Annotated in this window: 10 protein-coding genes; 1 reads left to right on the top strand and 9 read right to left on the bottom strand. The window is 42.7% G+C overall.

Features of this window, described 5'->3' with window-relative positions:
• Positions 1-265: 265 nt before the first annotated feature.
• The gene (gene polA, locus NQ505_RS04480) at positions 266-3,115 is read right to left on the bottom strand and encodes a DNA polymerase I (RefSeq protein ID WP_009001399.1); all 2,850 of its coding nucleotides are present in this window, start codon (positions 3,113-3,115) and stop codon (positions 266-268) included.
• An 88-nt stretch (positions 3,116-3,203) separates the two neighbouring features.
• On the opposite strand from polA, the gene NQ505_RS04475 reads away from it, so the two are divergent.
• Complete coding sequence (locus tag NQ505_RS04475) at positions 3,204-4,178, top strand: polyprenyl synthetase family protein (protein WP_004296710.1); 975 nt, start codon at positions 3,204-3,206, stop codon at positions 4,176-4,178.
• On the opposite strand, the gene NQ505_RS04470 is transcribed toward NQ505_RS04475, so the two are convergent.
• The 8 genes from NQ505_RS04470 to tnpC form a co-directional block, all read right to left on the bottom strand.
• A complete protein-coding gene (locus NQ505_RS04470; RefSeq protein WP_008023795.1) occupies positions 4,179-4,859 on the bottom strand; it encodes a DUF1266 domain-containing protein in 681 nt (226 codons plus the stop codon).
• 394 nt (positions 4,860-5,253) lie between these two features.
• Complete coding sequence (deoC, locus tag NQ505_RS04465; protein ID WP_009001400.1) at positions 5,254-6,156, bottom strand: deoxyribose-phosphate aldolase; 903 nt, start codon at positions 6,154-6,156, stop codon at positions 5,254-5,256.
• Complete coding sequence (locus NQ505_RS04460; RefSeq protein WP_004296714.1) at positions 6,143-6,481, bottom strand: nucleotide pyrophosphohydrolase; 339 nt, start codon at positions 6,479-6,481, stop codon at positions 6,143-6,145. The genes deoC and NQ505_RS04460 overlap by 14 nt, the downstream gene beginning before the upstream one ends.
• Before the next feature lie 19 nt (positions 6,482-6,500).
• On the bottom strand, positions 6,501-6,953 hold the full coding sequence (gene dtd / locus NQ505_RS04455; RefSeq protein ID WP_008023798.1) for a D-aminoacyl-tRNA deacylase: 453 nt from the start codon (positions 6,951-6,953) through the stop codon (positions 6,501-6,503).
• Positions 6,954-7,191: 238 nt separating this feature from the next.
• Positions 7,192-9,027, bottom strand: a complete 1,836-nt coding sequence (gene uvrC / locus NQ505_RS04450; RefSeq protein ID WP_009001401.1) for an excinuclease ABC subunit UvrC — start codon at positions 9,025-9,027, stop codon at positions 7,192-7,194.
• A gap of 69 nt (positions 9,028-9,096) precedes the next feature.
• Positions 9,097-9,627 carry an adenine phosphoribosyltransferase gene (locus NQ505_RS04445; protein ID WP_004296718.1) on the bottom strand — a complete coding sequence of 177 codons (531 nt, stop codon included), beginning with the start codon at positions 9,625-9,627 and terminating at the stop codon, positions 9,097-9,099.
• Between the two features lie 50 nt (positions 9,628-9,677).
• Positions 9,678-11,564: a tRNA uridine-5-carboxymethylaminomethyl(34) synthesis enzyme MnmG gene (gene mnmG / locus NQ505_RS04440; RefSeq protein WP_004296719.1), complete on the bottom strand. Its 1,887-nt coding sequence runs from the start codon at positions 11,562-11,564 to the stop codon at positions 9,678-9,680.
• A gap of 845 nt (positions 11,565-12,409) precedes the next feature.
• Positions 12,410-13,975 carry an IS66 family transposase gene (gene tnpC / locus NQ505_RS04435; protein ID WP_259827539.1) on the bottom strand — a complete coding sequence of 522 codons (1,566 nt, stop codon included), beginning with the start codon at positions 13,973-13,975 and terminating at the stop codon, positions 12,410-12,412.
• Positions 13,976-14,010 lie beyond the last annotated feature (35 nt).

The raw sequence follows: 14,010 nt of genomic DNA, 5'->3' as shown, positions 1-14,010 counted from the left end.
AGTGGAGGTGGGTGCTAACTAGCTTTTTGCCAATATTGGTGACAAAAAAATATCCGGCAGTCAATCTGCCGGATATAGAATGAATCACTTCGTCGAAAAAGGAATCTTTTTTCTAGCTTTCTGGATACAGAGTTAAATAATGTTATTACCCAGACTTGCCTCCATTTTGTAAGCGGAGGTCCCTGATAAGGTGGAGTCTCCTTGTGTAATTAGTGTCTAAAAGATAGCAATTCCTTATTGAGGTGGCCTTTATTCACTTGATGGTTTAATGTGCCTCAAGCCAGTTTTTGCCCCATCCGCAATCTGCTTTCAAGGGGACGTGCATGCGGTATGCTTTCTCCATTTCTTCGATGACGATTTCTTCTACACGCTCTTTTTCATTGACAGGAACGCTGAAATTTAATTCGTCATGTACTTGCAGGATCATTTTGGCTTGTATTCCTTCGGTCTGGAACCGTTGATAGATACGTGCCATTGCTACTTTTATAATATCTGCCGCACTTCCCTGGATAGGGGCGTTGATGGCATTTCGTTCCGCATATCCGCGTACAACGGCATTCCGCGAATTGATGTCCGGTAAGAAGCGCTTCCGATGGAAGATTGTTTCCACATAGCCTTTTTCCTGGGCCACCTGAATGCTTTTATCCATATATGCTTTCACTCCCGGATAAGTTTCAAAGTAACCGTCGATTAACTCTTTGGCTTCTTTACGATCTACATTCATTCGTTCGGCAAGACCAAATACGGATATGCCATAGATGATACCGAAATTGGCAGTCTTGGCTTTACGGCGCATGTCGGAACCTACGTCTTTCAGGTCGATCTTATAAACTTTGGCAGCAGTGGCCGCATGAATATCGTGATTGCTAAGGAAAGCATCAATCATATTCTTATCCTCGCTAAGGTGTGCCATGATGCGCAATTCAATTTGCGAATAGTCGGCAGAGAAGAAGAGGCAGCCTTCATCGGGGATGAAAGCCTTGCGGATTTCTTTTCCATTCTCGTCGCGGATAGGGATATTTTGTAAGTTCGGATTGCTTGAACTAAGGCGTCCCGTAGCGGTTACAGTCTGGTTGAAAGAGGTGTGCACCCTTCCTGTACGTGGATTGATAAGCTGAGGGAGTGCGTCGATATACGTGCCCAATAGCTTTTTCAGTCCGCGATGTTCCAGAATCTTTTCTACTACCGGATGTTTGTGCCGGAGGCTTTCGAGCACTTCTTCTGAGGTGACGTACTGGCCGGTCTTAGTCTTTTTTGCCTTCTCTACGATTTTCAGTTTGTCAAACAGTACCTCACCGACTTGTTTGGGCGAAGCGATATTGAAAGTCTCACCGGCCAATTCGTAAATCTCTTTTTCGATTTGCTCCATCTGGGCGGTGAAATGGGCGGACGACTGCTTCAATGCTTCCGTATCCAGCAATACCCCGTTCCGTTCTATATTAACCAATACGGGAACTAGCGGCATTTCTATATCATAGAACAAACGTTCTGCGTCATTTTCTTTCAGTTCTTTCTCCAATACATTTTTCAGTTTCAGAGTTACGTCTGCATCTTCGCAGGCATATAGATATACATCTTTCGGGTCGAGATCGCGCATGTTCTTCTGATTCTTTCCTTTGGGACCTATCAGTTCGTCAATGTGGATAGTCTGATAGTGCAGGTAAATTTCCGCAAGATAATCCATGCCATGACGAAGTTCCGGTTGAAGAACATAATGAGCGATCATCGTATCGAAAAGTGGACCTTTTACTGTTGCGCCATAATTTTGAAGAACAATCATGTCGTACTTGATATTTTGTCCGACTTTTAACGAATTCTCATTTTCGAAGACCGGACGGAACTCATTTACGATTTTTAACGCTTCGTCTTGGTCCGATGGTACGGGAACATAAAAAGCTTCATTCTCTGCAATCGAAAAGCTCATTCCGACTAATTCGGCATCCATTGGTTCGGTTCCGGTGGTTTCCGTATCTAACGAGAGAATTTTTGATGTAAGTAACTTTTGAATAATTTCCCGCCTTTTCTCCTCTGTATCAATAAGTTGATAGCTATAAGTGAGCGATTCTAACGTCTCTAGGTTCGATTTTTTTGCTTCACCCGGTTCATCGGGCGTGAAATTCGCAAATAAATCGCCTTGCATTCCGCCTCCTTCTTCGGGAAAAAGTGGAAGAGGAGAGGGGGCACTTTTTCCAGTAGCAACTTTGCTTCCGGTGGCAGAGGTTATTCCGTTTCCGGAAATATCTTTTTTGAGCACCCGGTCGATGAGTGTTCTAAATTCCAATTCCTCGAAAATGCTGCGGAGTGAATTCTCGTCTGCTTCTTCGCGGACAAGAGCATCCATCTCAAGTTGGATAGGGACATCGATTTTAATGGTGGCGAGAAATTTCGAGAACGTAATCATTTCCCGATTGGTTTCCACTTTTGTTTTCAATGCTCCTTTCAGTTGGTCGGTATGTTCCAATAGGTTCTCGATGCTTCCGAATTCGGAGACCAGTTTTTGAGCAGTCTTTTCTCCTACTCCCGGACATCCGGGAATGTTATCTGAAGAGTCGCCCATCAGTCCGAGCATATCGATCACCTGTGTCGGAGACTGAATGTCAAACTTGGCTTTCACTTCCTCCACTCCCATCACTTCGAAACCTCCTGTGTGTTTGGGGCGATACATAAATACTTTGTCACTTACCAGCTGCCCGTAATCTTTGTCGGGAGTCATCATATAGGTAGTGATACCCTGGCGACCGGCTTCGGTAGCGAGCGTACCTATCACATCATCGGCTTCGTAGCCTGCCACTTCCAGAATGGGGATGCGGTAGGCGCGTATAATATCCTTTATAATAGGTACGGAAAGACGGATTGCCTCCGGAGTTTCTTCGCGTTGTGCTTTATATTGTTCAAAAGCTTCGTGGCGGAAGGTGGGACCTGCGGGGTCGAAGGCTACTCCTATATGAGTGGGATTCTCTTTTTTCAGTACTTCTTCGAGGGTGTTCACAAAACCCAGTATGGCTGAAGTGTTGAATCCTTTGGAATTGATTCTTGGGTTCTTAATAAAGGCGTAATACGCCCGATATATCAATGCATAAGCGTCTAAAAGAAATAATTTATTACCTGAATCCATAGATTTAATTAATTTTTCATGGTAAAAGTACAAAAAAATACGGTATTAAGCGTTTTATTATTACTTTTGTGCTCAAATTGTGTAATAAATGGACAGTATCTCACTTATCAGAACTCCGATTGAAGCGGAACTGGGCGACTTCAAAGAACTTTTTGATAGTTCTCTCTCCAGTTCAAATGCATTGCTCGATAGCGTCGTATCTCACATACGGCAGAGGAATGGTAAGATGATGCGGCCTATTCTTGTTTTACTCGTGGCACGTCTTTATGGAGCTATATGTCCTTCCACTCTTCATGCGGCTGTTTCACTGGAACTCCTTCATACGGCCAGCCTGGTACATGATGACGTAGTGGATGAAAGTTCCGAACGTCGTGGACAGCTCTCGGTAAATGCTATCTTTAATAATAAAGTAGCGGTGCTGACGGGTGACTATTTATTGGCAACCAGCCTTGTACACGCCGAACTGACAAACAGTCATCGTATTATTCAGCTTGTGTCCACTCTTGGACAGGATCTTGCTGACGGTGAGTTGCTTCAGCTTTCAAATGTAAGTAATCACAGTTTTTCCGAGGAAGTCTATTTTGATGTAATCCGCAAGAAAACTGCTGCTCTTTTTGCTGCCTGCACAAAGGCTGCCGCTTTCTCGGTAGGTGTGGGTGAGGGGGAAGCTGAACTTGCCCGTTTGCTGGGCGAATATATTGGTATCTGTTTCCAGATAAAAGATGATATTTTCGATTACTTTGATAATAAGGAAATTGGTAAACCTACGGGTAATGATATGCTTGAAGGTAAACTGACATTACCCGCTTTGTATGTGCTGAATACGACGAAAAACGAGGAAGCGCAAGAAATTGCAATCAAAGTAAAGGAGGGTACGGCTACTCTCGATGAAATAGCTCATTTGATTTCGTTTATTAAAGAAAACGGAGGTATTGAATATGCGGTTCAGACTATGAATGTCTATAAGCAAAAAGCCTTCAATCTATTGGCTTCTTTGCCGGATTCCGATATCTGTGCAGCTCTCCGGGCTTATCTGGATTATGTAGTAGACCGCGAAAAATAGTTACTTCCGGTATTTTGCCAGAAGTGAATAGCACAATAATAACCGGTCCCAATCTTCTATCTTTTCCGATTTCATCGCTTTTCCTAAAAGGAAACTCTTGTCTATTTCTTCCGCTGTATGAAGATCTAAAGAACATAATTTGGCGGCTTGCTCTATGTAGTCCCAGGCTTTCTCTTTGGTGATGTGACCACATGCTTGGGAGGCGCGCGCCAGGCTCACAAGCAGTCCCATATCCCATCCGATAATGCCTTTTTCCAAGTCATTTATCCATATAATAGGATCCCTTCTTTCCTCTGTATATTTCACAAATTTGTATAGATTCTTTCCTTGACGGATAAAGCGTTCCACTCCGAAAAAACGCTTTTGAATGATGTTTTCGAACTCGTTGATGTTCTCTGTAGAGAGTAAATAGGGGAGCATAATCTGGTAGGAGACTCTGTCGCCTTCGTTGATAAGGAACTGGAATAGTCCGGTGGCGGACTCATTATCGGTGCAGTGAAACTCCTCTGTTAGCAGTTTGGATAGCTTTTGCGGATGGATTCCGGTCTCCATGGAGTTGAGATAGAAGCCTTGCAGTCCGGCTTCCATATAACCGATGCGTAGTCCCTTCTTTTTCTCTGCTCCGAGGATGAGGTTCAGAGGGTTGTGATTGAATCTTAAGGTTCTTGTATATGCGTCCATCCTAATACCTCCAAAGGTTCATGAAAAGCGTGAGAACTGTTGCCATGTATTTTCCTGAGGCTTCGGCAAGCCGTTATGAGTATACAAGCAACAGTCCCACGCTCCATTCGATATATAACAAAAGTATATACATGAAGGTGCGTGAGACCCGTTTGCTTATTACCATTCATAACTTTGAATTTTGCCGAATTCCAGGAATTGGTAATAAATGAAACGTTCTCTAATATAACTAATTAGCTATATTTTCATCGCTAAACCTTTTACAAAGATAAGTATTTTTCTGAATTCTCCTGTAACTATCTTTAGATTTTCTTAAATAAAAAATACCGCGTCGGTTCCCGGAGTACGGGAATCGCGCGGTAAGGCGTATTTGATTGCTAATGTAGCCTTTAGCTTAGAAGAACTTGATTTCTTCCCCTTTGATGTCAGAAAGAAGGAGGTTGGCTAAGCGGCTGGTTCCCAGGCGGAACAGTTGATTATCCAGCCATTCTTCACCCAATAGCTCTTTTACAATTGTGTAGTAAATAATCGCATCATTAACGGTATTGATGCCACCCGCCGGTTTGAATCCAATCTTGATTCCGGTCTTCTGGTAGTATTCTTTGATGGCTTCACACATCACATAAGCGGCTTCCGGAGTAGCGGCAGGCTGTTGCTTGCCGGTGGAAGTTTTGATGAAGTCTGCGCCCGAGTACATGGATAGGATAGAGGCTTTCTTGATGTTGGAAGCACTCTTTAGTGCACCAGTTTCGAGGATCACTTTGAGGTGGCGTTCCTTGCAAACTTCCTTTAATTCCTGTATTTCTTCACACATTCCTTCGTAGTCTCCGCTTAGGAATTTGCCGATGGAAATGACAATATCTATTTCATCTGCACCTTCTGCGATTGCTAATGCTGTTTCTGCCACTTTTACTTCTATAAATGTCTGTGAAGAGGGGAAACCTCCTGATACACAGGCTATATTGACTCTGTCTACCTCCAGCGTATTCTTAACGATGGCTGCAAAATTGGGGTATACACAGATTGCTGCAACATTTTTCAGATCAGGATATTCGTCGTCAAACTGATTGACTTTTTCGGTAAAGTGCATCACACTTTTGTCACTGTCTGTACTATTCAAAGTAGTCAGATCAATACAGTTGAACAGGAACTTCTTAACATCTTCCGTGTTGTTTTCCGGCACTTTTTTCTCAATCAATTCAGCTACGCGAGCTTGAATATCTGCATCGCTCAGATTGGTATTATACTTTGCCAATGCGGCATTGTACTTGTTGGGCTGTGAGTTATTCTCTTCCATGATCTTTCAGTTTTGGGTTGTTGATATGTCTTTTATTATCTCGTTTCGTTTTCTTATCCATGCTTTTCTGGAAAGCAGTGGTTATGTCTACACCTGTCTGGTTGGCAATGCAGAGAAGCACCCATAAAACGTCTGCTATCTCTTCATCTATATTATCTTTCTCTCCCTCTTTAAAGGATTGATCTCCATATTTGCGGGCCATGACACGCGCCAGTTCTCCTACTTCTTCCGTCAGAACTGCCATATTGGTCAACTCGCTGAAGTAGCGGACGCCGTATGTTTTCACCCATTGGTCCACTTGTTTCTGTGCTTCTTCCAGAGTCATAATTGTTGATGGTTGGTTATTATTCTTTGTTTTTTGTATCCATGCATATAGTAACGGGACCGTCGTTTAAAAGTTCAACTTTCATGTCTGCCCCAAAGATGCCTGTGCCTATTTCTTTTCCCAATGCACCGCTTAAATCTTTGCAGAATTGTTCGTAGAGTGGGATAGAGACATCCGGCTTGGCAGCTTTGATATAGGAGGGGCGATTTCCTTTCTTGGTAGAAGCGTGTAGCGTGAACTGGCTGATAACCAGAATCTCACCTCCATCTTCTAAGATAGATTTGTTCATTACACCATTCTCATCATCGAAGATACGTAGATTTACAATCTTCTTGCAGAGCCAGTCGATATCTTCCTGCCCGTCTGCTTCTTCAATACCGACTAATATCAGCATCCCTTTCCCAATGGACGACTTACAGTGTCCTTCAATGGTTACTGACGCATGGCTTACCCGTTGTATGACTATTCTCATTGTTATTTATTCTATTTCATGATTAGGAAAGGCAAATTTACAAAATTCAGAAGAGAAAACGGTGTGTTGGTGGGAAAATATTGTGAATTCGCTCCGTAGTCAATAGGACTATTCGTTATTATTTGTTGTCAATTCGCTATCTTGGTAGTGATAATCAACTTATTGATTGTTATGGTTTGAAATTTAGAGCGGCACTGCTCGAACTTTCGAACAGTGCCGCCTTGGCTGACGTATTTCCTTATTGTTGTTCGTTATCTAAACCTTCTTTTACAGTCTTGGCTTTCGCTTCTCCAATCACAGCGGAAATCTCCTCAAAAGAGGCTTCTTTGATCCGTTTTACGCTCTTAAATTCTTTCAGAAGCGCTGTTTTTGTCTTTTCTCCAATCCCTTTGATATTGTCTAATGCCGATGCTACCTGCCGTTTGCTGCGTTTATCACGATGGAAACTGATGGCAAAGCGGTGCACCTCATCCTGAATCTGTGTCAGCAAACGGAATAACGGGCTTTGCTGTTTGATACCGATAGTCTGCGGAGGAAATCCGAAAAGCAGTTCCGATGTGCGATGGCGATTGTCCTTTGCCAGTCCGGCAATCGGGATTGTTAAGTTCAGCTCATCTTCAATCACCTCTCTAACGACCTCCATTTGGCCTTTTCCACCATCGGTGATAATCAGGTCGGGCAGAGGGGTGTTTTCTTCAATAGCGCGCTGATAACGTCTTCTGACGACCTCTTTCATGGATGCATAGTCGTCAGGTCCTACAACCGTCTTTATATTGTATTTCCGATAATCCTTCTTTGAGGGTTTAGCCTTTTTAAAGACAACGCAAGCGGCCACGGCATCAGAACCCTGTATGTTTGAGTTGTCAAAGCATTCAATTTGCAAAGGCGGTCTGTCCAGATGCAACTCTTGCTGTATCTCTTTCATTAATCGCATACTTCTTTGCTCCGGATTCAGCTTTTCCGCCTGTTTTAGACGGTCGGCTTTGTATTGCTTCACGTTTAGAATCGAAAGATCCAGCAATTTCTTTTTATCTCCCCGCTGTGGAACGGTAAATACGATGTTGTTTAGCTCCAAATCAAGTTCAAAAGGCACTATAATCTCTCTGGATTGACTCTTATAGCGTTCCCGCATTTCGATAATACCCAGTGTCAAAAGTTCTTCTTTTGATTCATTCAGCTTCTTTTTATATTCGAATGTAAACGCCTGGTTAATGGCGCCGTTTGTAATATGCAGATAGTTGATGAAAGCGGAATTGGACTCGTCCTCTTCAATAGAAAATACATCTATGTTGTGCAATACAGCGCTTACTACCTCCGATTTGGAACGGTAGTTTTCTATCAGAAGATATTTCTCTTTCACCTTCTGTGCTTCTTCAAACTTCATCTCACCGGCTAATGTCTGCATCCTTTCCAGTAGCATACGGCTGATTTCTTGTGTATTTCCTTTCAGGATCTCTTTGATTTCATCAATGTTTTTGAGATAATCCTCCTGTGATTGTAGCCCGATGCATGGTCCTGCGCAGTTCTTTATATGATATTCCAGGCATACGTTAAACTTACCAGCCCGTATATTCTCCGGAGTTAGGTTTAAACTGCAAGTTCGCAAAGGATATAAATGCTTTATCAGATCCAGTACCGCATACATGGATGGTATGTGACTATACGGTCCATAATACGAAGAACCGTTCCTGATAATCTTCCTTGTTCTGAAAACTCTGGGAAAATACTCGTTTTGTACGCAAATAGAAGGGTATGTCTTGTCATCCTTTAATAGAACGTTGTAGCGCGGCTTATATTTCTTTATCAGATTATTCTCCAGCAATAACGCATCTTCTTCCGTGTTGACTACAATATAACGAATATCGGCGATTTTGCTGACCAGCACTCGTGTCTTTCCCGGTTCATGCTCTTTGCTGAAGTAGGAGTAGACTCTTTTCTTTAGATTTTTAGCCTTTCCAACGTATATAATTGTGCCCTCCGTGTTCAAGTATTGGTAAATACCCGGTTTCTCGGGAAGGTTGGCTACAATCCCTTTCAAATATTCATTGGCTCTGCTTTCTGGTTCTGTATTCATAATTGTTAGGTACGAAAGATCGCTAGCTGCTTACTTTTGACACATTCTCTGCAAATAGAGGCAAGTCCTTTATAAAGACAATACCGATTCTACTTCTACGTCATCTCCGAACAAAGATTTTCCATTCAGTTCTTTCAATTCGATGATGAAGTTTACATATACCTTTTTAGGCTTTAGTCTTTTCACCAATTCGCAAGCTGCTTTCATGGTGCCTCCTGTTGCCAGCAAATCATCATGTAGTAGAATTACGTCGTTTTCGTCCAGTGCATCTTTGTGAATTTGCACCGTGTCTTTGCCATACTCCTTATCGTAGCTTTCTTCAATCGTTTCTGCAGGGAGCTTGCCGGGCTTGCGGATAGGAATGAAACCGGCGTTCAGGCGGGTTGCCAGAATCGGTCCCATAATAAAGCCTCTTGATTCTATACCCACCACTTTGGTGATTCCTTTATCCTTATACATATCGAACATGATATTGGATAATTCCTGCAAGCACCATGGATCTTTGAATAGAGTAGTGACGTCGTAGAACAGGATTCCGGGAATCGGAAAATCGGGTACTTCCCGAATGCTTTTGATTAGTGTTTCTTTGCTCATAATCATTGAATTATATCGTTTCTTTAAATGCTTTGTTTCACGTGAAACGTTGCCGCTTATCGTCCCGAAAGCACCAGCAGCACGTTGATGTCGCTAGGAGAGACTCCCGGGATTCTGCTCGCTTGCGCGATTGTTTCCGGATCTATCTTTACCAACTTTTGCCGAGCTTCGGTGGAAAGGGACTGAATGGTAGAATAGTCAAATTTTCCTTTAATCTTGATACTCTCCAATCGTGCTAGTTTTTCAGCTATCATTCTCTCTCTATCAATATATCCTTGATACTTGATTAGGATTTCGGCAGCTTCGAGAATCTCTTCTTTCCGGTCTTGATCCGAACTCGTCGCTTTTTCCAGTTCGCGTTGAAACGCCGGAACATATTCTGCTATATTTTCTATTGTCACTTGCGGGCGGTTCAGAATCTCTATCAACTTACAACCTTGACGTAGGGGCGTTGTCCCTATCCTTTCGAGAGCATCGTTGATTAGTGCCGGTTTCATCGAATAGTTGCGCGCGAAAGAAATGATTTGTTCCACGGCTTCTTTCTTGCCTCTTACTAACTGATATCGATCTTCTTTTGCCAACCCAAGCTTAAATGCTTTCTCTGTTAAGCGCATATCGGCATCATCCATGCGAAGCAGAATGCGGTATTCCGCACGCGAGGTAAACATACGGTAAGGTTCATCCACACCTTTGGTAACCAAATCGTCGATTAATACGCCAATATATGCTTCATCGCGAGCCAAAGTAAATGCTTCTCCGCCGTGGCAGTTAATGTGTGCATTGATACCGGCTATCAATCCTTGTCCTCCTGCTTCCTCGTATCCGGTGGTTCCGTTTACTTGTCCGGCAAAGAACAAATTTTTGATAATCTTCGATTCCAACGTATGTTTTAATTGAGTCGGATCGAAATAGTCATATTCGATAGCGTATCCCGGGCGGTAGATAACCAGATCTTTGAAAGCCGGGATTTGTTTTAATGCTGCAATTTGTATTTCCATCGGAAGCGAAGAAGAGAATCCGTTAAGATATAACTCTTGTGTCGTTTCTCCTTCCGGTTCGAGAAATAACTGGTGCTGATCTTTATCCGGGAAAGTGACAATCTTGGTTTCGATGCTCGGACAATAGCGTGGCCCGATACTTTGAATCTGTCCGTTGAACAGGGGAGAATCCGGCAAACCTTCACGCAGAATCCGGTGTACTTCTTCATTAGTGTAGCATGTCCAGCATTGAAGTTGCTTTAAGTGGCGCGTGCTAGTATTCATGAATGAGAACTTGTGGAAGTCCGATTCGCCGTCTTGTGTTTCCATCTGGTCAAAATGAACACTACGTGCGTCAATTCGTACCGGAGTACCGGTTTTCATTCTTCCGTAGGTGATACCGTGGCGGGCGATGGATTCGGTCAACTGATAGGAAGCCGGTTCGGCCATTCTTCCTCCCGGTAATTTATGACGTCCTACATGCATCAGTCCGTTGAGGAAAGTTCCTGCGGTGAGCACAATGCATTTCGCTTTGAAGGTGACGCCCCATGCGGTGACCAATCCAGTGACCTCACCGTTTTCTACGAGCAGTTCACATACGGTATCTTGCCAGATATGAAGGTTGGGTGTATTTTCCAGTTTCTCTCGCCAGGACCAAATGAACTTAGCCCGGTCGCATTGGGCGCGGGGGCTCCACATGGCTGGACCTTTCGAGCGGTTTAGAATCCGGAATTGAATGGCAGTCTCATCTGTCACTAATCCCATCTGTCCACCCAATGCATCTATTTCACGTACAATTTGTCCTTTGGCGATTCCTCCTACAGCCGGATTGCAACTCATCTGTCCAATCTTGTTCATGTCCATAGTGATGAGACAAGTTTTGGAACCTAAATTAGCAGCGGCTGCCGCTGCTTCACAACCAGCATGTCCGGCACCAATTACAATTACGTCGTACTTAAAATCCATTCCTATCTTATTTATTATCAAACGCTGCAAAGTTACAGAAAAGTTGTGAGACTTGTATCTTCAAGCTGTTTTTGCTTCTGAAAATCCGAGGAGGAATCCGGCTTAACTGAAAAAAACGTCGTAATTTCGGGTTAGAAATATGCAGATTGTTCGAAAATAGACCGCTTATTGGCTTTTGTGATTGTATATTTTGGGATGGAATGGCAATAGTTTGTCTTTTCAATCCCTTGTTTTGCTTTCTTTTTGTTAGTTGTGTGCTTGCTCAATTATGAGTGCAACTAGAGAGTAAAAGGAAAGATTTGTTGAAAATGCGGATTGTTGTGAAAATAAACGTGAGGTTTACACTCAAAATCTACCCTACGTCTTGACATAAGTCAAAAAAATAAGTCTGAATGTAATTTTTTGTATGATGGCTTTTGCTGTTTTCGCAAACAGCTATACCTTTGCAGTGTAGTTGTGAAACTACTTATATTTTAGGTATTAGAAAAAGGTAATAATTAAAAGGTATTAGTTTATAAAACTAAGGTATTAGATTTTAAGATTAGTTTTTAGGAAAAAGATTGTTTTGATTAGGTATTAGGAAAAAGACGTTTTCAGGTAAAGAGTAAATGAAAGATGAAGAAAAAGAAGAATCCCATTTATGGGGATTCTTTAAAGGTGGGGCGGAATGATTCGCTCTTTTTTTGTGCCCTTTGTTCATTCTCTTCACATTGAGATAAGTCTCAATTTATCAGTCTTTTTACGTGATTCGTTGAGTGAAAATACCTCTTTCACATCCTTCACAGTCGTAAGCGTCTCCGCGATTCTATATAGTGTATTAAAATAAAAAGGCTAATGATCCCTTTTTAGTCATTAGCCTTTTCCCATCTGTCAGGAAGCAGTTCCCTGTATTTTTCAATTGGTGTGTTCGGTTGCCATTCGGCTGTTCTGTTTATCACATCCGTGAGATACTCAAATAGATTCACTTTATGCATCCTACAAGTGAGTGCTATCGTATAGAGTATGGCGCCTCGTTCGGCCCCCTTATGGCTGCCGAAGAACAATGAGTTTTTTCTTGATAAGGATATGTACCGGTTCATCCGTTCAACCATATTGTTGTCCAGATAAGTGTCACCATAATTAAAGATGTCCACCACTGCATTCCACTCATTGCGAAGATAGGTAATGGCTTCCTGCAGTTCGCTCTTAGGTAATAAATCCCCCCGTTCTTCTATTTCATCAAGCACATCTTTTATTTCTCCGAGTATGTCCGGCGCATACTTTTTTCGATGCGTAAGATTCTGTTCTACCGTCCATCCCTCAACCTCAACTTTATGCTTATGCTCGTTTTGATAAAGTGCGTTTATCAGCTCCACGATTCTTTTTGCATCCGGGTCCTTCTCACCGCAATCTATAAATTTCCGTTTTATATGTTGCAAGCACGGGATGCGTGTGATATTGGGATAAGCATCGCTTTCGAGCTTCCGGTAAGGTGAGTAACCATCGCTTTGTATGATACCTTTGCAACTGCCTAATTCGTTAAGAATAACTCTTTCAGACCGGGAGCCGTCATCATAGAGCAAGTATATCATCCTGGTGTTTATGCCGACAACCACCCAAAGGTATCCCTTCCTGACTCCTTTTCCCTTGCTGTTCTTTTCCGGGACGAGTATTTTGTAATAGGTTTCATCGGCTGCCTTATAAGGATCACTCAAAGCTGTCTGCCGGATGCACTTATAAAGATTTTCGAAGAGGTTTGAGGCTTTCTCTATCAACTTATGAGCCGTAGGTTTCTTCAGCGTAAAGCCATGACTCTCGAAGTAGTTGATGATTCTTTCAACAGGTAGCGATTGTATATAACGTAATTCCATCAATCCGGCAATAAATGAACCGTCATAGCTGGAATTCAAGAAGGCCGAAGCCGGTGTTTTTCCCTCAAACAGGCGACCTTCTTGCGTATAGGTGTGTATCTTGTAGACATGCTTGATGAAGCGCATGGGTACACATTCATAGCGGACGCATATTCTGGGAACAGTGGTAAACAACCGGGCCTTATTGATGTCAAAATCGGGATCATCGGGATAAACGACATGTTCTTCTTCCTCCATCTCATAATGCATGTCACGTTTGGCCCCATTGTTCTTTCTTGCTTTACGCTTATCTGCTTTTTCCGCTTCTATCTTCTGCCGCTCTTCTTCGGATATGGCAGATTGGGGAGCCTGTTGCTGTTCGGATGTGTTGGATACAAGTTTGGCGAGTCCCTTAGTAAGGCGCTGTTGCTTGCTAAGAGATTCGCCTTTTTGAAGGAGTGCCTCTTTAAGGGAAGAAACCTCCTTTATCAAAGCATCTATTTGGTCCAAGAGTCTGTTGTTGTCATCTCGTAATCCCTTGATTTGTTCCTTCAATAACTCTATGATCTCATCCTTTTTCATGGCATAAAGATATAAAAAATCAACGAATTGGCCAA

Source organism: Bacteroides sp. D2 (genome assembly GCF_025147085.1).
GTDB lineage: Bacteria > Bacteroidota > Bacteroidia > Bacteroidales > Bacteroidaceae > Bacteroides.
The sequence above is the reverse complement of the archived record's forward strand: the minus strand, read 5'-3'. Positions and strand labels throughout refer to the sequence as shown.